The sequence below is a fragment of the Microbacterium sp. NPDC089698 genome, from assembly GCF_044749045.1.
GTDB lineage: Bacteria > Actinomycetota > Actinomycetes > Actinomycetales > Microbacteriaceae > Microbacterium.
Map to the genome: position 1 here is coordinate 634654 of NZ_JBIVHE010000001.1, position 20874 is coordinate 655527.

The 20874-nt window shown below is 71.1% G+C and carries 18 protein-coding genes; 9 read left to right on the forward strand and 9 right to left on the reverse strand.

Annotated elements, in window-relative coordinates:
• Positions 1–122: 122 nt before the first annotated feature.
• Complete coding sequence (locus ACIPY5_RS03050) at positions 123–908, forward strand: VOC family protein (RefSeq protein ID WP_400966520.1); 786 nt, start codon at positions 123–125, stop codon at positions 906–908.
• A gap of 144 nt (positions 909–1052) precedes the next feature.
• Entirely contained in the window at positions 1053–2102 is a 1050-nt protein-coding gene (locus ACIPY5_RS03055; protein ID WP_400966523.1) for a CobW family GTP-binding protein, read from the forward strand.
• Positions 2103–2415: 313 nt separating this feature from the next.
• Here ACIPY5_RS03055 and ACIPY5_RS03060 read toward each other — a convergent pair whose 3' ends face one another.
• The 4 genes from ACIPY5_RS03060 to ykgO are packed head-to-tail and all read right to left on the reverse strand — an operon-like array spanning position 2416 to position 5690.
• Entirely contained in the window at positions 2416–3489 is a 1074-nt protein-coding gene (locus tag ACIPY5_RS03060; protein ID WP_400966526.1) for an arsenic resistance protein, read from the reverse strand.
• Positions 3483–4616: an NAD(P)/FAD-dependent oxidoreductase gene (locus tag ACIPY5_RS03065; RefSeq protein WP_400966529.1), complete on the reverse strand. Its 1134-nt coding sequence runs from the start codon at positions 4614–4616 to the stop codon at positions 3483–3485. Before ACIPY5_RS03065 ends, ACIPY5_RS03060 begins: the two co-directional genes overlap by 7 nt.
• The gene (locus ACIPY5_RS03070; protein WP_400966531.1) at positions 4613–5521 is read right to left on the reverse strand and encodes a fructose bisphosphate aldolase; all 909 of its coding nucleotides are present in this window, start codon (positions 5519–5521) and stop codon (positions 4613–4615) included. Before ACIPY5_RS03070 ends, ACIPY5_RS03065 begins: the two co-directional genes overlap by 4 nt.
• A 46-nt stretch (positions 5522–5567) precedes the next feature.
• A complete protein-coding gene (ykgO, locus tag ACIPY5_RS03075; protein ID WP_166322676.1) occupies positions 5568–5690 on the reverse strand; it encodes a type B 50S ribosomal protein L36 in 123 nt (40 codons plus the stop codon).
• Positions 5691–5757: 67 nt separating this feature from the next.
• Between ykgO and ACIPY5_RS03080 the strand changes: the two genes are divergently transcribed.
• On the forward strand, positions 5758–6789 hold the full coding sequence (locus ACIPY5_RS03080) for a GTP-binding protein (protein WP_400966535.1): 1032 nt from the start codon (positions 5758–5760) through the stop codon (positions 6787–6789).
• Between the two features lie 68 nt (positions 6790–6857).
• Here the strand turns inward: ACIPY5_RS03080 and aztD are convergent, their stop codons facing one another.
• The 4 genes from aztD to aztB are packed head-to-tail and all read right to left on the reverse strand — an operon-like array spanning position 6858 to position 11163.
• Entirely contained in the window at positions 6858–8048 is a 1191-nt protein-coding gene (gene aztD, locus ACIPY5_RS03085) for a zinc metallochaperone AztD (RefSeq protein ID WP_400966537.1), read from the reverse strand.
• Between the two features lie 26 nt (positions 8049–8074).
• On the reverse strand, positions 8075–8995 hold the full coding sequence (aztC, locus tag ACIPY5_RS03090) for a zinc ABC transporter substrate-binding protein AztC (protein WP_400966540.1): 921 nt from the start codon (positions 8993–8995) through the stop codon (positions 8075–8077).
• Positions 8992–10200, reverse strand: coding sequence for an ABC transporter (locus ACIPY5_RS03095; RefSeq protein WP_400966543.1), 1209 nt, complete (start codon positions 10198–10200; stop codon positions 8992–8994). Before ACIPY5_RS03095 ends, aztC begins: the two co-directional genes overlap by 4 nt.
• A gap of 33 nt (positions 10201–10233) precedes the next feature.
• Positions 10234–11163, reverse strand: coding sequence for a zinc ABC transporter permease AztB (gene aztB, locus ACIPY5_RS03100; protein ID WP_400966546.1), 930 nt, complete (start codon positions 11161–11163; stop codon positions 10234–10236).
• A 55-nt stretch (positions 11164–11218) separates the two neighbouring features.
• On the opposite strand from aztB, the gene aztA reads away from it, so the two are divergent.
• Positions 11219–11860 carry a zinc ABC transporter ATP-binding protein AztA gene (gene aztA, locus ACIPY5_RS03105; RefSeq protein WP_400966549.1) on the forward strand — a complete coding sequence of 214 codons (642 nt, stop codon included), beginning with the start codon at positions 11219–11221 and terminating at the stop codon, positions 11858–11860.
• A 27-nt stretch (positions 11861–11887) separates the two neighbouring features.
• Here the strand turns inward: aztA and ACIPY5_RS03110 are convergent, their stop codons facing one another.
• A complete protein-coding gene (locus ACIPY5_RS03110; RefSeq protein WP_400966552.1) occupies positions 11888–12526 on the reverse strand; it encodes a TetR/AcrR family transcriptional regulator in 639 nt (212 codons plus the stop codon).
• A 105-nt stretch (positions 12527–12631) separates the two neighbouring features.
• Between ACIPY5_RS03110 and ACIPY5_RS03115 the strand changes: the two genes are divergently transcribed.
• From ACIPY5_RS03115 to ACIPY5_RS03135, 5 genes are all read left to right on the forward strand, one after another.
• Positions 12632–15001, forward strand: a complete 2370-nt coding sequence (locus ACIPY5_RS03115) for a glycoside hydrolase family 3 C-terminal domain-containing protein (RefSeq protein WP_400966555.1) — start codon at positions 12632–12634, stop codon at positions 14999–15001.
• A 26-nt stretch (positions 15002–15027) separates the two neighbouring features.
• Positions 15028–16302 carry an MFS transporter gene (locus ACIPY5_RS03120; RefSeq protein ID WP_400966558.1) on the forward strand — a complete coding sequence of 425 codons (1275 nt, stop codon included), beginning with the start codon at positions 15028–15030 and terminating at the stop codon, positions 16300–16302.
• 1 nt (position 16303) lies between these two features.
• Entirely contained in the window at positions 16304–17812 is a 1509-nt protein-coding gene (locus ACIPY5_RS03125; RefSeq protein WP_400966561.1) for a carboxylesterase/lipase family protein, read from the forward strand.
• 262 nt (positions 17813–18074) lie between these two features.
• Positions 18075–18968 (forward strand): helix-turn-helix domain-containing protein, encoded by an 894-nt coding sequence (locus tag ACIPY5_RS03130; protein WP_400966564.1) that lies wholly within the window; start codon positions 18075–18077, stop codon positions 18966–18968.
• A gap of 406 nt (positions 18969–19374) precedes the next feature.
• Positions 19375–20472: a hypothetical protein gene (locus tag ACIPY5_RS03135; protein ID WP_400966567.1), complete on the forward strand. Its 1098-nt coding sequence runs from the start codon at positions 19375–19377 to the stop codon at positions 20470–20472.
• Positions 20473–20874: the final 402 nt, after the last annotated feature.

Here is a 20874-nt window from a genome sequence, read left to right on the forward strand (position 1 = left end):
ACGATCCGCGCGGACCGGCACGTCATGATCGCGGGGCTGCGGCGTCTCTCCGGTCGTGACCCGCTTCCCGCGGCGCCCGCCGCGATCCGCAGCATCCCACCGGGTCCAGAAAGGACAGTCCCATGGTTGAACGGACCTCGTACGCACCCGGCACCCCGAACTGGGTCGACCTGCAGTCTCCCGACGTCGACGCGTCGCGCGCGTTCTACGGCGCCCTCTTCGAGTGGGCCTTCGAGAACGCCATGGGCGACGACGGCGAGTACTGGATGGCGAGCCTTCGAGGACTCCCCGTCGCGGCGATCGGCGGTCACAACCCGGAGAGCACTCCCGCCGACGCCCCGGCCCGCTGGAACACCTACCTCGCGACCGATCGGGTCGACGACGTCGTCGCAGCGACCGCGGATGCCGGCGGCATGGTCGTGCTCCCCGCCTTCGACATCCCCGGCGCGGGGCGGATGGCGTGGATCGCCGACCCCTCGGGTCCCGATGCGGGACTCTGGCAGGCGGAGGGGCACATCGGTTCCCGGCGCGTCAACGAGCCAGGAGCCCCCGTCTGGAACGAGCTCATCACGACGGGCCTCGACGCCGCGCTGCCCTTCTACAAGAACGTGCTGGGCATCGACGCCGTCACGACGCAGATGGGCGACGGCGAGTACACGATCCTCCGCGTGGACGGGAACGATGTCGGCGGCGCCACCCGTCCTCCCATGCCGGGGACCGCGAACCACTGGCACGTCTACTTCGCCGTCGAAAGCGCCGAGGGCGCGGCGGCGAAGGCGGAGTCCCTGGGCGCGTCCGTGATCGTCGCACCGTTCGACATCCCCACGGTCGGCCGGGTCGCCGTGCTGCACGACCCGCAGGGCGGGTTCTTCTCGGTGCTGGAGCCGGCCAACCCGGCCGGCGAGTAGGCCGCAGGGCGGGTGCGTCGCCGACCGGAACACCCGGTGACGCACCCGTCTCGCGACATCCTGCCCAGAGGGCCACTATTGATAGAGGTTCTCAATAGACTGGATCCCACGATCGCAACAGGGAACGGGCGGGCGAGGATCCTCATGACGGCACAGCACGATCCCGCAGGCTCCGCGCCTTCCCGCCGTATCCCCGTCATCGCGATCACCGGATTCCTCGGCGCGGGGAAGACCACCCTGCTGAACCACCTCCTGCGCGCGCCGGGCGCACGTCTCGGCGTGGTCGTGAACGACTTCGGCAGCATCAATGTGGATGCGACGCTGGTGAGCGGTCAGATCGACGAGGCGGCCGGGATCTCCGGCGGCTGCCTGTGCTGTCTCCCTGACACCGGCGGGCTCGACGACGCGCTGGAACGGCTCTCGCATCCGCGGCTGCGCCTCGACGCCATCCTCATCGAGGCCAGCGGCGTCGCCGAGCCGGGGGCGCTCGCCCGGGTGATCCGCTTCAGCGGCGCCGAGCGCGTGCGCCCGGGCGGCATCGTCGAGGTCGTCGACGCCTACGAGCACTTCCGCACGGTCGACACGCATCCCGCACCTCCCGCCCGCTACGGCGCAGCGACGCTCGTGGTCCTCGGCAAGGCCGACCTGCTCCCCGACGACGAGCGCGCGGACACGGTCGCGAGGATCCGGGAGCGCGTGCGCCTGCGCAACCCCGCGGTGCATCTCGTCGAGGCGGAGAACGGGCGGATCGACCCCGCTCTCGTCTTCGACACCGCGAGCGCGGAGGATCCGGTGGATGAGCTGCCGCTGGCGCGGCTGCTCAGGGAGGACGCGGGCGAGCACGATCACGCGCATGCGGAGGCGGTGTCGGTCGCGCTCGCGGGTCCCGTCCCGCCGGGAGCGCTCGTCGACCTGCTGGAGGATCCGCCTCCCGGCGCGTACCGCATCAAGGGGAGGGTGCGCGTGCGCGGCGCGAAGGGCGAGCACGGCTACCTGGTGAACGTCGTCGGCGCCTCGGTGCACGTGCAGCCTCTGTCGGATCCGCCCGAGATCGGCGAGCTCGTCGCGATCGGCATGCACCTGGATCCGTCCGAGGCTCACGCCCGCCTGCACGCGATCGCCGAGGCTTCCGGCGAGCGCCCGGATCCGGCCGGCCTGCGAAGGCTCCGCCGGCACCGCCGCCTCAGCGAGTAGCCGCGCGCTCAGGCCCGCTTCCCGAGTGTGGGCGCACTCCCCGGTTTTTGGGGCGCGCCCTCTCGTTTTGGGGCGCGCCACGCCTGCGGAACCCGGCGGGACGCGCCCCAAAACGACGAGATGCGCCCCAAACGACGCGGCTACTCCCCCGGTGCGAGCACCCCGAGCTTCCCGCGACCCGACCGTCCCCGACTTTGGGGCACCCTGACCTTCCCTGACGTTGGGGCGCGCCCACTCGTTTTGGGGCGCGCCACGCCTGCGGACCCCGGCGAGACGCGCCCCAAAACGACGAGATGCGCCCCGAACGACGCGGCTACTCCCCCGGTGCGAGCACCCCGAGCCGCTCCCCGACCCGACGGCGCCCGCTCCGACGGCGCCCGCCCCGGCGGCGCCTATCCCGACCGCGCGCACCCAGACCGCGCCCACGCAGACCGCGCGCACCCCGGTGCGCAGGGCCCAGCAGAGCGGCGAGCGCGGCGAGGTGCGGGAACTCGACCAGCATCCCCAACACGATCGCGGCATGCACGAGCGGCGCGTCCGGCAGCGCGATCGTCGTCAGCGCGAGCATGAGCGGCGCGTTCCGGGCTGAGGTCGTCATGGTCAGCAGCACCCGCTCGGGCCTGGTCACCCCGAAGGCGCGCGCGACACCGTGATCCAGGGCGAAGACGATACAGAAGAACAGGAAGACCACGCCCAGCACCCCGAAGAGCGAAGTCGGCGCCCCCAGGACGACGCGGACGTTGCCGGCGAAGATCACGAAGATCACCCCGGCGATGATCCAGGGCACCGCCCGATCCACGACCGCCTCGCAGGCCGCCGCTCGCGGCGCGGACAGAGCCCTGAGGAGCAGAAAGCGCGCCCCGAGGCCGATCCCGCAGGGAAGCACGAATCCGCTCCACAGCGCGGGGATCGCCGCCACGGACGCGACGCTCTCGCCGGCGAACCAGCCCAGCCACAGCGGGTAGAGCGCGAGCTGGAGCGTCAGCTGCACCGGGATGAGCGCAGCGCCCGTCGCGGTGTCACCGTCCGCGAGGCGCGTGAACCCGAGGAACCAGTCGGTGCACGGTGCGAGGCAGTAGAGCAGCACGCCGAGCCGCACCCCAGCATCGGGCAGCAGGGACGCCAGGGCGACGGCGAGGAGCGGGACCAGCAGGAAGTTGATCCCGACGGCGACGAGAGCGGTCTTCGGCGCCGCGCGCCGCGCCCCCGGCGCCCGCCCCGGCAACCCGAAGAAGAGAGCCGCGACGAGCAGGGCGATCAGCGGATCCGCGACGGATCCGAGCCCCGCGGCAGTGCCGGGAAGGAGAACCCCCAGTGAACTCCCGCCCAGGATCGCGACGAGGAACAGACCCGCCGCCGCCCCCGGACGCGTCAGGGCGTTCAGCACGCGCACTCCACGCCGCAGCAGGACAGGTCGTCGGTGAGCATGCCCGCCGCCCGCCAGGCCTCGAGCGCGCCGACATCCTTCCCCGCACGTTCGCCGATGATCCTCGCGATGTGGGCGAAGCGCTGACGGAACTTGTAGACGAAGCAGAACTTCAATCCGCCGTGCCGGATCGCCGGTCCGGACAGGAACAGACCGGGGGCGATGGTCGACTGGTCGTCCTCGTCGAGCTCCGGCCACCCGTCCGGACGCTCGGCGAACAGCTGCGCGACCGGCCCGAGGCCCGGACCGTACCCCGCCGCCGCAATCGGGCGGGAGGAGCAGCGCAGGCGGGACCCGTCGTCGATCCGCACCGCCCAGTCCTCGCCGTCCCGCACGATGCCGGTGGCCCTGCTGCCGACAAGCGAGAGCCGTCCCGTGGCCCGCGCCGCCGCCAGTCTCACCCGGGAGCGCGGCGCGAGGCGGAAGGACGGATCCGATCCGCTGCCCGCATCCCACGGCGTCGCCCCATCGACGACCGTGACCCGAGCCCCCTGCTCGATGTGATGACAGGCGATGTCGATACCCGACTCGTAACCGCCGATCACGACGACGTCCCCGCTGCGCCGCATCCACGCCTGCGGCGCGCGGGCGAGGTCCGCAAGACCGCTCCCGGGGATGCGCGGGTTCCGCGGCGCGTGGAACTCCCCTCCGGCCCACACGAGCGAACGCGTCCGGGCCGGCCCCCTCGCACTTCGCACCTCGAAGCCGCCGTCCACCCGCTCCACAGCGGTGACCTCGGCGTCGGTCAGCACCGGGATCCGGAAGTGCTTCGCGACGCCCCGCAGATAGGCCGCGTATTGAACCCCGGTCGGGTAGTCGACGCCCAGGCTGAACGCCGGCGACGTCTCCGGGTGGACCGCATTGAGGTCCGTCGCACCGAACCCGTTGCCGGTGAACGACGGCGTGAGGAACGTCTGCGCCTCGGGCCACTCCAGGAACGTCTGCCCCACTCCGCCGCGCTCGAGCACCCCGAACGTCAGACCCTCCACCGCGGAAAGCGCGAGCGCGGTGCCGATGCCCGCCGGGCCGGCGCCGATCACGAGCGCGTCGAGGACGACAGGATCCTGCTCCCTGGTGCTCGCCGTCATGCGATCGATGCCCGGTGGATCGATGCGATCGACGCGTCGAGGGTCGCATCGAATTCCTCGTCGGTCTGCTTGGCGCCGAGACCGTCGAGCAGGGCGCGGCTGAAACTGGCGATCATCCCGGGGTTGCGGGAGAGGCGCGCGTTCGCGTCGTCCCGGCGGTAGCCTCCGGACAGCGCGGCGACACGGGCGACTCGGGGATGCGCCATCAGGTCGGCGTAGAAGCCGTCGATCGTCGGGAGGGTGACCTTGACCGCGACGCGGCCGGGCACGGAGAGCCTGTCGAGCCCGCGCAGCAGGGCTTCCTTCAGCTGCTCCTCCGCCTCGGTCTTGTCGGGAGCACTGATGTCGATCTCGGGCTCGAGGATCGGCACGAGCCCGGCCGCGAGCACATGCTCGGCGATCCGGATCTGCTGCGTCACCGCCGTCTCGATGCCCACCGGGTCCGCCGCGAGGATGAAGGAGCGCTCCTTCGTGCCGAACACTCCGCGCGCTGCGGCGTCGGCGAGGGTCGCGTCCAGCCCCGGGATCTCCCGCATCGGCCGCACGCCGTCCCGCACCTCGTCCAGTCCGACGTCGATCTTGAGGAACGTCAGGACGCCCTTCGCGTTCCACAGGTGATCGACCACGTCGAGCCCCTCGACACGGCGATCGAGCGTGCCGCCGAACAGGATCGCCCCGAGGATCCGGTCGCCGGTGAACGCACGGCTGGCGATGACCCGCGACCGTGCGGCGTGGATCAGCTCGAACATCTCCGCCTCATCGGCGTAGTCGTCCGGGCCGATCCCGTAGGCGCTCAGCGCCTGGGGTGTGCTTCCGCCGCTCTGATCGAGTGCGGCGAGGAACCCCGCCCCCGTCTCGAAGCGATGGAGCCGCTCAGCGCGGGCCTGTGTGCTGTTGTCGAACATCGTGTCTCCGGGGGCTCGTCGTGCCGGTCTCGGGGCGGGTGCGGGGTCAGCCTTGACGTCCTTTGAACCGGGGGTTGAGCTTGTTGATCACGTAGACGCGGCCTCGGCGGCGCACCACCTGCGCGCCGGGCTGCTTCTTCAACGACTTGATCGATGCGCGAACCTTCATGAGCACTCCTTATCGATAATGATTATCATTACGGATGATACGGGCTTTCGCGAAGAAGGAGCAACACGTGGACATAGAGGGTGTCATCGCCGTCGTCGAATCCTGCGGGCCGGAGCGGATCGGCTTCGCCCGCCGGTTGGCCGCCCAGACGGACAGGGCGTTCATCTCGGCATCTTCCGCGGCTGGGTCGCCGAGCCCCGCGGACGAGGCGATGGTCCTGACGACCTGGACGCGCCGGACGCGCGGCACCGTGGTGGACGTGCCCGAGGGGATCCCGGTGACCGAGCTGATCGGAGCCTTCGCCGAGGATCCCCGGCACACCGGACTTCTCGGCCTGGTGTGCGTCGTGGACGCCGCCCACCTGCTCGAGGATCTGCACCGGGACGATTACGTCCCGCTGCGCGGCGACACGGTCGGCGACCCCGCTACGCCCTTGACCGCGCGCGCGGAGCTCACCGTGACCCAGCTCGAGTACGCCTCGACGATCGTCCTGGTCAACTGGATGCCGCTGCCGACCGCGGATCTCGCCGTGACGATGGCGCTCGTCAGCCACCTGAGCCCGCGCGCGCAGCTGCGGCTGCAGCACGAGGCCGCGGAGCACGTCGAGCTCCGCGAGCCTTACCGCGCCGGGCAGGACCGCGCCGGATGGATGTGCGTGCTCAACGAGGAGTTCGACCCGCACATGACCGATCTGCGGGTGAGCACGCTGCGCTACGAGCAGCCTCGGCCCCTGCACCCAGACAGGCTCCGACACCTGCTCGACCGGATCGAGGCGGGCGATTTCGGGCGGGTGATCCGCTCCGCCGGCTTCTGCCGCTTCGCCACCCGCCCCGGCATCGTCGCCCAGTGGCTGCACGTCGGGCGGGTGATCTCCCTGGATCCCGTCGCCGAGGACGCCGAGCTGCACGACGACGAGGAGCTTCTCGCTCTCGGGCAGGACCTGGCCTTCATCGGCATCGACCTCGACCGCCCCTCGCTCACCGCGGCGCTCGACGCGGCGGCCCTCGACGACACGGAGATCGCGGCCGGCCCCACCGCGTGGACCGGTTTTGCAGATCCGTTCCCCGCCTGGAGGACCGCGGACGACCGGAGCGCCTGAGTCGCACCCTCCGAACACGATGCCGTGCCCGCCCGGAGAAGGGCGGGCACGGCATCGTATTCAGGACCTCAGTCGGACGCGACCGCGATCTCGTTGGGCGTGTGCTTCAGCCGAGCGGTGGTGAGGATCTTGCCGGAAGCGAGATCGACCACGTGCACGCTGTTCGCCGCGGGCTCCGTCACGTAGGCGATGTCGCCGCGGATCTTGATCGCCGGGTGCGGATCCTGCCACTCGACCGGACCCTTCCACGGCTCGACGACCGGGAACGAGCGCGTGATCTCGCCGGACGACGGATCCAGCACGTGGATCGACCCGTCGGTCGCGAGGATGTACGCGAAGTCACCGGGCCCTCGCGCCACGTCGCGGAAGGTGTACTGCACGGCGGCCGGAAGGTCGACGACGCGGTAGGTGCTCGCCGCGGTGTCGATCAGGGTCACGGCGTTGAGCAGGTATCCCTCGGCGTCGCGATCCTTCTTATAGTCGCCGACGACGATCGGGCTCGTGGGCGAGACGAAGGCGTTGCCCATCCGTCCGTACGCTGCGGGGGCGGCGAACTTCGTGAAAGCACCGTCCTTGTAGAGCAGCGCGCCGTCCTCGCAGCCGAAGACGGCCGCATCCCCCTGGGCCGTCCCCTCGCCGTGGATCCCGGGGCACTGCGCATTCACGGCGGTCTGCTCCCAGCCCCCATCCTTCGCCCGCAGCGCCTCGGCGCCGGTCCGCGCGGTCTTGTCTCCGACGGTCGTCAGCAGCGTGCCGTCCTTGAGCGCGATCGAGACGCCGTGGTGGGCGCTCGCGGCCTTGTGCCGGTCGCCGGTCGGCGCCGAGGCGTAGCCGCCGGCGAACGCGCCCGTGTCCAGGATCGTCGTTCCGCCCGTCCCGTCGTCGTAGAGCAGGGTCTTGCCGCCATGCGCCACGACGTGGCCCGCCGTGGTGGCCGGGATGGTGAGGTCTGTCAGCGCGGGCTTCGCCGTGTCCAGCATCTGGAAGCCCTGCGAGGTGGTCACGGCGATCGTGCGTCCGTCGCCGAAGGGATTGACCCGCGTGAACTTCTCCGTCTCGAACTCCTTCACGGTCTCGAGCGTGGTGCCGTCGAGCACCGCGATCCCGTTCGGGTAGGTTACGGCGATCCTCTCCGTCGTCGTCACCGCCTCCGTCGAGGGCGCTGCGCCCCCTGCCGCGGTGCTCGCGCACCCGGTCGCGAGGACCGCGATCCCCGCGAAGACGGCCGCCGCCGTGAAGCGTCGCGTGTGTCGTTGCATCGTTCTTCCTTTTCTTCGAAGTGGCCTCATGCGCCGAGACCCTGCGCGATGCGCGCCGTGTTGGCCCGCATCATCGTGAGATAGCTGTCGGCTCCCCCGCCCGGAGCCGTGAGGGATTCGGTGTAGAGCTCGACGACGTCGACACGGAGCGCGGCCTCCTCGGCGAGCACACGGACCAGACGATCGGGCTGGGACGATTCGGCGAAGAGCGTGTGCACCCCTGCGGCCTCGATCGCGGCGACCAGGTCGCGAAGGTCCGCGGCGCTCGGGGCGGCGAGCGTCGTGCCGCCCGGGATCACCGCGCCGATCACGCGGAATCCGAACCGGTCGGCGAGATAGCCGAACACGTGGTGATTCGTCACGAGGGCGCGCTTCTCCGGCGGTATCGCGGCGAAGGCCGTCGTCATCTCGGCATCCAGCGCGGCGAGCTCCTCGCGGTACGCGTCGGCGTTCGCCCTGATGGCCGCCCGGTCGACACCGTCGATCCCGGAGAGCGCGGGTTCGAGCGCGTCCACGACATCGCGCATCCTCGCCGGGTCCGTCCAGAAGTGCGGATCCGGTGTGCCCCGAGCGTCCCCTTCCGCATAGGGCAGCGTGTCGATGCGGTCGCCGGCGACGAACATCCGCGCGCCGGCCTCCGCGGCGCGATCGAGGTGCTGCTGCAGCCCTTCCTCGAGGCCGAGTCCGTTGGAGACGAGCAGGTCGGCCGCGGCGAGCCGCGCCGCCTGCTGAGCCGAGATCTCGAAGGAGTGCGGATCGGCGTTCGGCTTCATGAGCGTTGTCACGTCCGCCTCCTCCCCCGCGAGGCGGGAGACCACATCGCCGAGGATGTTGGTCGTCACGACGACCTGAGGCCGGCCCGACCCGGCGTCGGCGACGGCGCACCCGGCGAGCACGGTGCCGAACGCGACGAGAACCGTCAGAGCGGCGAGGATCCGGCGGATCATCGCCCCACCTCCGCGAAGAAGACGGGCCGGGTCGGGGTCTCGATCGCGCGGGCGACGCGCGCGCCGTCGGCGTACGCGATCTCCCGGACGACGCCCTCGGACGGCGAACCGACGTAGACGCGCTGGGCGTCGACCCAGAGCGACGCGGCGCGCGGGTCCTCGAGCACCACGGGCGCGGTCGCGGCGATCTCGGCACCGTCGGCGTAGACCCGGATCCGCCCCTCCTCGTCCAACCCCACGACGTGACCGGCTTCGTCATCGACGGCGACCGCCCGGACCAGCACCCGGCCCGTCGCGAACCTCGTCCACGCGCGCTCCCTGGTGTCGAGCAGCATGAGATCGTCGCCTCCGGTCACGCCGGCGACGGTCGGGCGCCCCTTGCGTCCGTCGAAACCGAGCGGGCGGGATCCGCCGTCGACGACGGGGATCCGCTCGAAGACGGGCTCGCCGTCGCCGGTGACGAGCACGGCGCCGTCCGCACAGCCGAACGCGAGCCCCGCGCGGGTGGTGATGCTCCCCGCCGGATCGACGCACGCGGCCTCGGCGCCGGACGGGTCCCCGGACCTGTCGTGATACCGGAGCACGCCGTCGACGGCGACGACAGCACCCTCCCCCCAGGGCGCCACGATCCCGCGCGCGGCGCCGGTCCGCAGCCGGAACGACTCCTCGATCCTCCCCTTCGAGAGCGCCTCGTTGTCGAGCAGCACGGCCTCTCCGGACGCCTCGAAGAAGATGCCTGTGGATCCGGCGGTCGAGAGCGGACCGGTGGCGACGACCGCCGCCCCTTCACCCCGGACCGCGCCGAGGATCGCGGGCGCCGTGCGGTAGTAGTGGAAGTGGTCGACGTGATCCCAGGTCCAGGCGCCGCTGTCCACGACCTCGACCCCGGCGTCGGTCGTGACGAACGCGTAGCGCCCGTCGCTCGCGAATCCGCGCGGCGCGCCGATGCGCCCGACCGTGGACGAGGTGCCGTCGAGCAGGTCGACGAGCCCGACCTCGCCGCGCTCGTCCACGGAGAGCAGCATCAGCGGCGGCTCAGCGACCTCCTCCGCCCCGGCGATGGCGCCGTGCCCCGCCGAAGAGGACGGTGGAGCGGTGGCCGCGGGCGACGGCCCGGAGCAGGCCGAAGCACTGAGGAGGAGGATCACCGTGCCGAGCACGGTGGCGACACGGTGGCGGGTCGGGATGCGGCGAGGAGCGGGCATCGGGGCCTTTCCAAGGACAGGTCGGTCGGAGGTTCAGACGCGCGAGGCGGCGGAGCGAGGCGGGAGCACGTCGGCGCCCTCGCCTTCGACTGGAGCGAAGGCGATCGGGGCGAGCTCCGCGCCGGACGGGTCCGCGGACGGGGCCCGACGCGGCCGGATCACGGCATGCAGGATCCCCGACGACGCCGCGATCAGCACCGCGGCCCCGGCGATCGAGGCGCCGGCGGCCGCGCCCGCGTGCCACGACAGGAGCAGGCCGGAAGCGACGGCGAGAGCGCCCAGGAGCGCCGCGAGCACCATCGTCGCCGGGATCCGCGGAGCCCAGGCTCGCGCCGCGACCGCGGGCGCGAGCAGGAGTCCGACCACGAGGAGCGTGCCCACCGCCTGGTAGGCCGACACGACGGCGAGCGTCACGAGGCCGACGAGCACCACGTGCGAGAGCCCGGGATGCAGGCCGAGAGTCGCCGCGATCCTCCGGTCGAAGGCGGCGGCGACGAAAGCGCGGTGGAACGCCGCGGCCACGATGAGCGTCACGGTCAGCGCGACGGCGAGCACGACGAGGTCGGCGCTCTCGACCGCGAGGATGTCGCCGAAGAGGATGGCTGTCGCGTCCGTCGCGAAGGCTCGCGAGTGGGAGACGATGATGACCCCGGCCGAGAGCATGCTGACGAAGAGCAGACCGATGCTCGTGTCGAAGGACAGCCGACCGCGCCGCTGCAGGATCCCGATCGCCCCCGCCATCGCCGTCGCGGACACCGCCGCACCAGCCATCGGCGGCATCCCGAGGACGGTGGCGAGCGCGACGCCGGGGAGCATCCCGTGCCCGAGAGCCTCCCCCAGGAACGCCATTCCGCGGATCACGACCCAGGTGCCCACGACCGCGCAGATGACGGCGACGAGCACGCCGCCGGCGAGCGCGCGCAGGAAGAAGGCCGCGCTGAAGGGATCGGTGAGCCAGGACATGGGTCCCGATCCTAGCCACAATTGAGAATGATTATCAATTGCTAGAGTGTCGGCTATGAATGACCCGGGATCCGCCCTCGTCGCGACCTCGCTCCGCTTCGGATACGGCGGCAGGACGGTCCTCGACGGCCTCTCGCTGCGACTGCGGGCAGGAGAGGTGACCGCGATCGCCGGACCGAACGGCGCCGGGAAGTCCACGCTGGTGGAACTGCTCGCAGGCGTGCTCCGCCCCCATGCCGGGACGGTCTGGCGCACCGATCGCGCCACCCTCGTCGTGCAGCGCCCCGACGCGCCGCCCGCACTCCCGCTGACCGTCGCCGACGCCGTGTCGATGGGACTCTGGAGGCGGGGCCCGCGGGTGCGGCCATACTCGCGCGACGATGCCCGCCGGAACGTCGCGGCGGCGATCGAGCAGGTCGGCCTGACAGGCCGGGAGCGCTCCCTGCTGTCCGAGCTCTCCGGGGGTCAGCGCCAGCGCGCGCTTCTCGCACAGGGCATCGTCCGCCGCCCCCGGATCCTCCTGCTCGACGAGCCTGCGGCGGGACTCGACGCCGAGAGCCGCGCGCGCACGCGCTCGATCCTCGCCGAGGAGGCTGCCCGGGGCGCCGCCGTCGCCTGCGTGACGCACGACGAGGAGGCGATCACCGCGGCGGATCGCGTGATCCGGCTCGAGCACGGCCGGATCACGACCGTCTGAGACGGCGCACGCCGCCCCGCGGCACGGTCAGGACGCGTCGACGCGAAGGCTGTGGATGAGTCCGGCGACGTACGCCTCGAAGTCGGCGACGAGGTCGATGCGCTCGGGATCCAGGAGCCACTGGGTCTGCAGGCCGTCCATGACCGCGATGATCTGCCGCGCGATCTGGTCGGCGTCGATGTCGGCGCGATACTCGCCCGATTCGATCCCGCCGCGCACGCTGTACGCCATGGTCGCGCCGAGGGTGCGATAGCGCTCGCGCGCCCATTCCGCGGCCGGATGCTCGACGGTCACGGACTCGCCGACGACCACGGCGAAGAGGCGAGCGAGGTCCGGCACCGTGACGTTGAGCTCGAGCAGGCGACGGTTGTACTCGAGATCCGCCTTCCCGACGGGACGGCCGGCGGCTTCCCAGTTGCGGTCCGAGGCACGGTCGCGATCGCGCAGGATCTCGACGAGGAGCTCGTCCTTCGACCGGAAGTGATGACGAAGGCCCGCTTCGGAGATCCCCACCCGTTCGGCGATGCGCGTCATGGTCGAGCCGCGGTACCCGTACTCGGCGAACTCGCGCAGCGCCGCGCCCTGGATCCTGGCGCGCGTGCGCTGGCCGACGGCGTAGCCGTTCGCCCGCGGCTCCGTGGGGGCCTGGGCTTCTTCTGCGGGCATGACTGCGAGTCTAGGGGACCACATAATCTCGTTTCGGTAACAAACCGCGATGCGTCACGGTTTTTGCCTCTACGCTCGTGGCCAACCCGACCGAAGGGGGCACTTTTGCCCGAATCTCCCGCGACCACGACCGCGCGTCCGCGACCGACGGCCCCTGCCGATCTGCAGGATCGCGTCGCCTCGCTGAGCGGCCAGGACGGCTGGCGCACCCGCGCGCTCCCCGCCATCGGGCTGCGCTCGCTGAGCCTCTCCGACGGCCCGGCCGGAGTGCGCGGAGGCGCCTTCGGGATCGAGAGCGAGGGCGTGCTGCTCCCGAATCCGACCTCCGTCGCGGCGGGATGGGACGAACACGCCGCCGAGCGCGCGGGACGGGTGCTCGGCACCGAGGCCCGCCGCGCCGGCGTCGACTGGCTGCTCGCCCCGGTCCTGAATCTGCAGCGCACGCCGATCGGAGGCCGCCACTTCGAGTGCCTCTCGGAGGACCCGCAGCTGACCGCGCGGATCGGCGTCGGGCTCGTCCGGGGCATCCAGTCCGCGGGGGTCGCCGCGACCGCCAAGCACTTCGTCGGCAACGAGTCCGAGACCGAGCGGTTGAGCTATGACGCGCGGATCGACGAGAAGACGCTGCGCGAGGTCTACCTCGTCCCCTTCGAGGCGGCCGTGCGCCGCGGCGACGTCGACGCGGTGATGGCCGCCTATAACAGCCTCAACGGCGTCACCGCGACCGAGAACGACGAACTGCTGCAGCGCATCCTCCGCACGGAATGGGGCTTCCGCGGCGCGGTGGTCTCCGACTGGGGCGCCGCGCGATCGACCGCACCCACGGCGTCGGCCGGCCTCGACCTGTCGATGCCCGGCCCCGACGGCCCCTGGGGGCCTGCGCTGGTCGACGCCGTCCTCCGCGGCGACGTGTCGGAGGAAACGATCGACGAGAAGCTCGCCGCCCTCGCCCGCGTCGCCGCCCGCCGCGACCGCACGACGGCGCAGTCCGATGCGGACGATGCCAATGACCTCGACGAGACCCTCGCCGCCCTGGCCGCGTCGGGCATGGTGCTGCTCGAGAACGACGGGACACTGCCTCTCGGCGCGCCCGCGCGGATCGCCCTGATCGGACCGCTCGCGGAGCGGCTGACGCTGCAGGGCGGGGGCAGCGCCAAGGTGCGCCCGAAGCCGAGGCCCGGACTCCTCGCGCAGCTGCAGACGGCGTTCGGTCCTGACACCACGATCGCCGTCGAGCCCGGTGTCTCGATCCACCGCAACCTGCCCCCGCTGGCGGACGAGCGCATCCCTGAGGGGATCACGGTGCGTTTCGAGGATGCCTCGGGGGCGACGCTTCTCGTGGAGCAGCGCCGGCACGCCGACCTCGTCCTGGACGAGGCGGTCCCCGCCGGCACCGCCCGCATCGTGGTCTCCGCCACGGTCCGCCTCGTCGAGGAGGGCACCCACGGGCTGGCCGTGCGCGGCAACGGCGCCTACACGGTCCGCGTCGACGACGGGATCGCGCAGGCCTTCACCCTGGCGGTCCCCGATCGCGATCCGCTCTCGCCGCTCGTCGAGCCGTACGAGCACCGCATCGAGGTCCGCGGCGGCCGCGAGGTCCTGCTCACGGTCGTGCACGAGTGGGATCCCCAGGCCGAATGGCATCTCGCCGATCTGGGACATCTGCCGCCCACACCCGACGACGACGTCCTCATCGCGCGCGCCGTCGAGGCCGCACGGCGTGCCGAAGTCGCGATCCTCGTGATCGGGACGACCGCCGAGCACGAGACCGAAGGCATCGACCGGGAGAGCCTCGCGCTGCCCGGCCGCCAGGACGAACTCGTCCGCGCGGTGTGCGCCGCGAATCCGCGCACCGTGGTCGTGGTGAACGCCGGATCTCCGGCCCTGCTCCCCTGGGCCGAGCTTCCCGCGGCGGTGCTCTGGGCGTGGTTCCCCGGCCAGGAGGGCGCTCGCGCGCTCGCGGACTGCCTGCTCGGACGGCGTGAGCCCGGCGGACGCCTTCCGGTCGCGATCCCGGCCACCGAGAGCGGGCTGCCCTCGGTCATCCCCGTCGACGGCGTCCTCGCCTACGAGGAGCGCGATCGTTTCGGGTCGCGCGCGCCGGTCGCACCGCTCTACCCGCTCGGATACGGCCTGGGCTACACCCGCTGGGAGTACGACGCCGCCGAGATCCTGACACGCGGCGACGAGCTCGCGGTCACGGTCGCCGTCCGCAACACCGGCACGCGCCCCGGCCGAGACATCGTGCAGGTGTACCTCGACGACGACGGCGCCCCGCCCCGGCTGCTCGGATTCGCTCCGGTGACCGCCGAGGCCGGAGCCTCCGCCGTCGTCGACGTCCGGATCTGGCCCGAAGCGCTCCGCCGCTGGACGGACACCGGATGGAGGGTGCTTGAAGGCCCCCTCCGCCTCACGGTGAACCGCTCCTTCGCCGACCCCGTCCTCTCCTTGGACGCCGTCCTCCCCCGTACCTGATCTCCACCCACCCGAAAGGCGAAACCATGGCTCTCAACGACGAAGCCTCCGCTCCGATCATCACCCCCGCGGCGACTGCCGCACCCTCCCGGCCACGACTCGGAACGCTCGCGATCACCCTTCCGACGACCATGATCGTGCTGTTCATGGTGTGGACGGCCGTGCCGAGCATCCTCCTCCCGGTGCAGGTGCAGGCCCTCACGGGATCCACCGACGCCGGCGCGCTCGCGATCGCGAGCGTGCTGGGCACGGTGGCCGCCGCGATCGCGAACCCCGTCTTCGGCCACCTCTCCGATCGCACCCGCTCTCGATTCGGTCGTCGGACGCCCTGGATCGTCGTCGGCGCGGTCAGCGGAGCGGCCGTGCTGCTGCTGCAGATCGCGGCGCCGTCGATCGCCGTGCTCGGACTCTGCTGGGCCGCGACCTGCCTGACGCTCAACGCGTTCCAGGCCGCGTTCATGGCCGTCGTGCCCGACCGGGTGCCGACCGCCCGGATCGGACTCGCGTCATCGCTCATCGGCACCGGACTCAACGCGGGCGTGCTGGTCGGATCGCTCATGTTCGTCGTGTTCCCCGGGCTCGCCGGCTCCGGCGGCTACGTCCTCCTCGCGATCCTCATCGTCGCGGTCGCCGTGCTGTTCGTCGTGGTCAGCCCCGACACCGACTCCCGGGCGCTGCCCCGCGAGCCCTTCCGTCTCGGTGAGTTCTTCGCGACGTTCTGGGTCAGCCCGCGCCGCTACCCGGACTTCGCCTGGGTCTTCATCGCACGCGTACTGCTCATGCTCGGCTACTTCCTCCTGTTCGCGTTCCTCATGTTCGCGCTTCAGGACTACGTCGGCCTCGCGCAGGACCAGGCCGTGCCGCAGGCCGCCCTCCTCTTCGCGATCAACGGCGCCGCATCCGTGGTCGGATCGATCCTGGCCGCACCGATCGCGGACCGCAGCGGGCGCCTCAAGGTCTTCGTCCTGATCGCCGGCGCCGGGCTCGCCGTCTCCCTCGTGATCCCGCTCGTGCAGGCCAGCATGGTCGCGATGTACGTCTTCGCGGTCGTGAACGGCATCGCCTTCGGCATCTACATGTCCGTCGACACCGCCCTCGTGAACCGCGTCCTCCCCCGCCCGGAGGACGCGGCGAAGGACCTCGGGATCATGAACCTCGGCATGGTGATCCCGCAGGTGCTCTCCGCCTCGATCGGCGCGATCGTGGTCTCCCTCGTCGGCTACGCGGGCCTGTTCGCGATCGCCGCCGTGATCGCGGTGGTCGGCGCTCTCGCGATCCTCCCGGTGCGCAAGGTGGTGTGAGATGGCGGCCTCCGCCTCTCCGGTCGCCACGACCCACCTGGGTCGTGTGCGCGGCGTCGCTCTCGACGACGGACTCGTGTTCCGCGGCATCCCGTACGCCGAGGATCCGGTCGGCGGACTCCGGTTCGCGCCGCCCGCCGAGCCCGAGCCGTGGTCGGGGGTGCGCTCGACCGTGGAGTTCGGCCCCGCGGTGCCGCAGACCGTCGATCTCGGCCGCCGCGAGATGTTCGGTCTGCCCGACTATACGACGTCCGAGGCCGGATCCCTGTCCCTCAACGTCTGGACACCCTCGGTCGACGACGCTCGCCGCCCGGTGCTCGTCTGGATCCACGGGGGCGCGTTCTCCTGGGGATCCGGATCCGACCCGGTCTACGACGGCCACCGGCTGAGCGCTCGGCGCGACGTCGTCGTCGTGACGCTGAACTACCGGCTGGGTGCGCTCGGGTTCCTCGCCCTCCCTGGAGCGCCGGGATCCGGCAACGCCGGGCTCCTCGACCAGGTCGCCGCTCTCCGCTGGGTGCACCGGAACATCGCGGCCTTCGGCGGAGATCCCGGGAACGTCACGGTCTTCGGGCAGTCGGCGGGGGCAGTGAGCATCGCCGCGCACCTCGTCGCCCGACCCTCCCGCGGCCTCTTCCACCAGGCCGTCATGCAGAGCGGTAGCGGCGAGATGGTCCTGTCCGCCCAGGAGGCCGCGACCCGCGCCGCGGAGTTCACCGCGTTGCTCGGCACCGTCCCGGAGGATCTCGAGCGCCTGCGCAACGCCCCTGTCGAGGATCTGCTCGCCGCTCAGGAGCGGTTCGACGCGATCATGGAGGAGCGCGGAGAACTCGCCGCGTTCCTGCCGGTCGTCGACGGGCTGCTGCTGGACGAGAGTTCGCTCGCCTCCGTCTCCGCCGGACGCGGCGCGCCCGTCCCGCTCCTCCTGGGCAGCACCAGGGACGAGGCCCGCCTCTTCACCGAGCTGCTGCCGGGGCCGGAGGTCGGCGACGAGGATGTCCTCGCCCTGCTGTCCGACCGCCCCGATCCCATGGCCGCCCGTTCCGGCTTCGCCGCGCTCGAGGGGCGCTCCGCACCGCGCGACCTGTTCGCCGCAGTCCTCGGCGACCGCCTCTTCGCGGCGCCGACCGAGCGGCTCGCGATCGCCCATGCTCGTGCCGGCCATCCCACCTGGCGCTACGAATTCCGCTACCGATCGCCGATCCGAGACGGGGTGCTGGGGGCCTGCCACTCGCTCGACATCCCCTTCGTCTTCGACCAGCTCGACACGGATGCCGCGCGCCGCTTCGCCGGCCCTGAGGCTCCTGCCGGCCTGGCCGACCGGATCGGCGCGGGTTGGGCCGCGTTCGCCCGGTCCGGTGCCGCCGACTGGCCGGCCTTCGTTCCGGAGACCCGCCTCACCCTGCTGCTCGACGAGCGGTCCTCGCTCGCCGCCGATCCCTACGCCGCGCGACGGGACCTATGGCCGCAGCAGGAAGAGTCGGCGCAGCGCCGGTCCTCGACGACCTGACCCTGGCAACCGCCCGGAACACGGTCTCGAAGCGCGTTCGTACCGCAAGACAATCGTCTACGCAATCGCAATTCGTCTCGCCCGCGGCGACTTTCGTACGCCCTCCGTCGCGATCACCGAGGATCAGTGGCGAATCTGAATGGGGGCCTGATTCGGCACAAGAGATCAATTCGCATAAATGACGAGAGAAAATCGCATTCTGGATCAAGTTTCTTCGATCCCATGCTATTCCTGATCGATGCGTGTCACGGATCGGGGGGTCATGAACAAGAAGACCGGCACGGATATCTTCGTCGACGAGCAGCGACTGCGTTCCCTGGGGTGGAAGTCGCTGGACCGCCGTTTTCCGCGCATCGTCGCGCACTCCGCTGTTTCGCAGAAGTGGGTCGCGAGCCGCATCTGGTCGTCGGCGTCGCACCTGACGAGCACCACGCCACCGCGTCGAAGAGCGGCACGGGTCGTCATCGGCATCGAGGGGACCGGTCGGGTAGCGGTCCGGGACCGCTCCTACGATCTGCCGGCGAAGCACATCCTCGTGGTGCGCTCCGACTCCCCGGTCGTCATCTCATGTGAGAAGAGCTGGGCGCGCTTCTACTGGGAGTTCGAAGACCTCGAGCGCGGAGACAGCCTGCTCCTGCATGCGCTGCAGGGGCCGCGCCTGCTCCCCGACCTGTACTGGAACCTCATCGCGGCGACCACGAACACCGTGGTGACGAGGGCCGAGCAGAACGACATCCGGTTCGACGATCCGTTCCTCAACGAGTCCATCCTGACGCTGTTCTCGGCCGCGGTCGTGAACTCCCTCGCCGTGGAGAAACTGCGCACCGACGAGCTCTCCCGCCGCTTCCTGGAGGCGATCCAGCTGATCGAGGCCCGGCACTCCGACCGCGCACTCAACGTCGCGCAGCTCGCCCGCGCGCTCGGCGTCTCCATCCCTCACCTGCATCGGATCTTCGCCGCACAGGACACGACGCCCGGACGGGAGATCGAACGCCATCGTGTTCTCTCGGCGCAGGCGTTGATCACTTCGCGTCAGCGCAGCGGGCGGCACTCGGCCGAGGCCGTCGCGAGGCTCTCCGGCTTCACGTCCACCCGCCGCATGCGCGACGCCATCCAGCGGCACGAGGAGGACAGCACGGCATCCCTCGGCGCGTAGCGCGGATCCAGCGTCCGCCGAATTCGGGGAAGAACCCGGGTGGAGCGGCCGGCTCGGGCCTTTAGCCGCCGCCCCACCCGGACCCGCCGGGAGACCCGGCGGAGCACCGGACTCCCATAGTCGGTGCCACGGGCGCCCGAGGGCCGCTGGCCCCCGAACGCCTTTCCCCGTGCCGGTGATCCGTGCCCGAACCCGTACCCGAATCACCGGCACCACAAAGGAATAGCACGCCCCTGCCCACCTTCATCGAACACTCGGCGACTTTCTCTCGGACTTCCAGCGAATTGATCTCTGATTTCGGTTTCAGCGCGTATTCGCTTCATTCCACGCGCTGAGATGAGACAAATGCACTCTCGCCCGGCGGTCATTCCCGCGGGCCGATACGACATTGTGCGAAGGGGAATCTATGGACGAGTGGAACACCAGCGAGCTGCAGAAGAGCTCGGCATCCGATCCGGGGGGATCGTCGAGCCGGATCATCCGGCGCCGGACGATTGTGAAGGGCGCAGCCTGGTCCCTCCCCGTCCTCGCCGCCGCGGCAGCGGTGCCGTTGGCCGCGGCGTCGACCACGCCCGTGTGCGCGACGCAGAAGACATCGTTCGCGCTTCCGGATTCCACGAGCGCCGGGGGGATCAGCACGGCGTTCGTGGTGCCGGCCAAGGTGACGTTGCTCACCGTTGTCGTGTCCGGTGGTGCTGGCGGTACGACGAGTGGATCCGCAGGGATAATCCGAGGCGGGAACGGCGGCCTCGTCACTGCGACGATTCCTGTCGTCCCAGGCGAGACGCTGGACCTCGTCGTTGGCCAGGGCGGCGCTCCACGCACAAGCCTCACCGCGAACGCCTCGGTCATCTCCGGCGGACAAGGGTTCGGAGACGGAGGAGACTCGGATCCTGCAGCCGGCAACCCTGACAGTGGCCCTGGAACGTGGTGGGGTGGTGCGGCTGGCGGAGCGGGCTCGGCGATCTCGCGCGGCGGCCAGCCTCTTGTCGTCGCGGGCGGAGGCGGAGGCGCCGGCGGCATCTACGGCGTCAACTGGTACTACGTCTCAGGCGGACGCGGCGGCAGCGCCGACTCCGCCGGTGAGGCCAACTGGTCAGAAGCCGGCGGGCGGATGGATATCCCCGGCGGACTTCTCGGTGGCGGTGCGGCCGGCCCCGGAACGGCGACGCCGAATGGCGCCTTCTTCCTCCTTCCCGGCATCGCCACCGCATCATCGCGGGACGGCGCGGTCGGCGGCGGGGCCTCCTTCGTCTATGCGGGCACCCGTTGGGGCTCGGGCGCTGGAGCGGGTGGCGGTGGCTATGCGGGCGGCGGCAGTGGAGCACGAGGCGGCACCGCGTTCACGGGAAGCTCCTACACCGTGCTGGGCGCGGGAGGCGCCGGAGGAACGAGCTACCTCGACACTTCATCCGGCGTTGCCGGATCCACCTCGACTTGGGCGCAATCGACCTCGACGATCGCACGCCAGGGCGGCACCATCACGATCGAATGGTGCGCGTAATAGCAGACTCCGGCACCCGAAGCCGATGAACCGACTCCTTGCGTCCCAACCCCAGAGGGCGCAAGGAGTCTTCGGCGTTACGTCGACTGTCGGACGGATCAGCTGGCTGACGAGCGCGGCTATGGAGATGAAGCTGCACGGCTTCGAGTGTCGAAGAGCACCCAAATCATGAGCGCACGCGAAAGCATCAACGGCGTGCAGGTCACGGAAGAGCAGATCGCCACGTGGGCTGCGGAGGCCGAAGCCGGGTACGACATCCACGCGCTCAAGAAGCGCGGACGAGGTCATCCCGGCCGTGGCGCCGAGCCACCTCACGCCGCGACAACCGCTGGCGAGTCACGACCTCTGGCGCGCGGCGCGAGCGCACAAGTGGCGATCCGAACTGATCCGCGACGCCCTGAC

What these genes read in the sequence shown, in the direction of transcription:
- aztD (WP_400966537.1), bottom strand. Translation starts at nt 8,048, where the DNA reads ATGCAACGACACACGCGACGCTTCACGGCGGCGGCCGTCTTCGCGGGG.
- ACIPY5_RS03120 (WP_400966558.1), top strand. Translation starts at nt 15,028, where the DNA reads ATGGCTCTCAACGACGAAGCCTCCGCTCCGATCATCACCCCCGCGGCG.
- ACIPY5_RS03070 (WP_400966531.1), bottom strand. Translation starts at nt 5,521, where the DNA reads ATGTTCGACAACAGCACACAGGCCCGCGCTGAGCGGCTCCATCGCTTC.
- ACIPY5_RS03095 (WP_400966543.1), bottom strand. Translation starts at nt 10,200, where the DNA reads ATGCCCGCTCCTCGCCGCATCCCGACCCGCCACCGTGTCGCCACCGTG.
- ykgO (WP_166322676.1), bottom strand. Translation starts at nt 5,690, where the DNA reads ATGAAGGTTCGCGCATCGATCAAGTCGTTGAAGAAGCAGCCCGGCGCG.
- aztB (WP_400966546.1), bottom strand. Translation starts at nt 11,163, where the DNA reads ATGTCCTGGCTCACCGATCCCTTCAGCGCGGCCTTCTTCCTGCGCGCG.
- aztC (WP_400966540.1), bottom strand. Translation starts at nt 8,995, where the DNA reads ATGATCCGCCGGATCCTCGCCGCTCTGACGGTTCTCGTCGCGTTCGGC.
- ACIPY5_RS03110 (WP_400966552.1), bottom strand. Translation starts at nt 12,526, where the DNA reads ATGCCCGCAGAAGAAGCCCAGGCCCCCACGGAGCCGCGGGCGAACGGC.
- ACIPY5_RS03135 (WP_400966567.1), top strand. Translation starts at nt 19,375, where the DNA reads ATGGACGAGTGGAACACCAGCGAGCTGCAGAAGAGCTCGGCATCCGAT.
- ACIPY5_RS03050 (WP_400966520.1), top strand. Translation starts at nt 123, where the DNA reads ATGGTTGAACGGACCTCGTACGCACCCGGCACCCCGAACTGGGTCGAC.
- ACIPY5_RS03130 (WP_400966564.1), top strand. Translation starts at nt 18,075, where the DNA reads ATGAACAAGAAGACCGGCACGGATATCTTCGTCGACGAGCAGCGACTG.
- ACIPY5_RS03125 (WP_400966561.1), top strand. Translation starts at nt 16,304, where the DNA reads ATGGCGGCCTCCGCCTCTCCGGTCGCCACGACCCACCTGGGTCGTGTG.
- ACIPY5_RS03065 (WP_400966529.1), bottom strand. Translation starts at nt 4,616, where the DNA reads ATGACGGCGAGCACCAGGGAGCAGGATCCTGTCGTCCTCGACGCGCTC.
- aztA (WP_400966549.1), top strand. Translation starts at nt 11,219, where the DNA reads ATGAATGACCCGGGATCCGCCCTCGTCGCGACCTCGCTCCGCTTCGGA.
- ACIPY5_RS03055 (WP_400966523.1), top strand. Translation starts at nt 1,053, where the DNA reads ATGACGGCACAGCACGATCCCGCAGGCTCCGCGCCTTCCCGCCGTATC.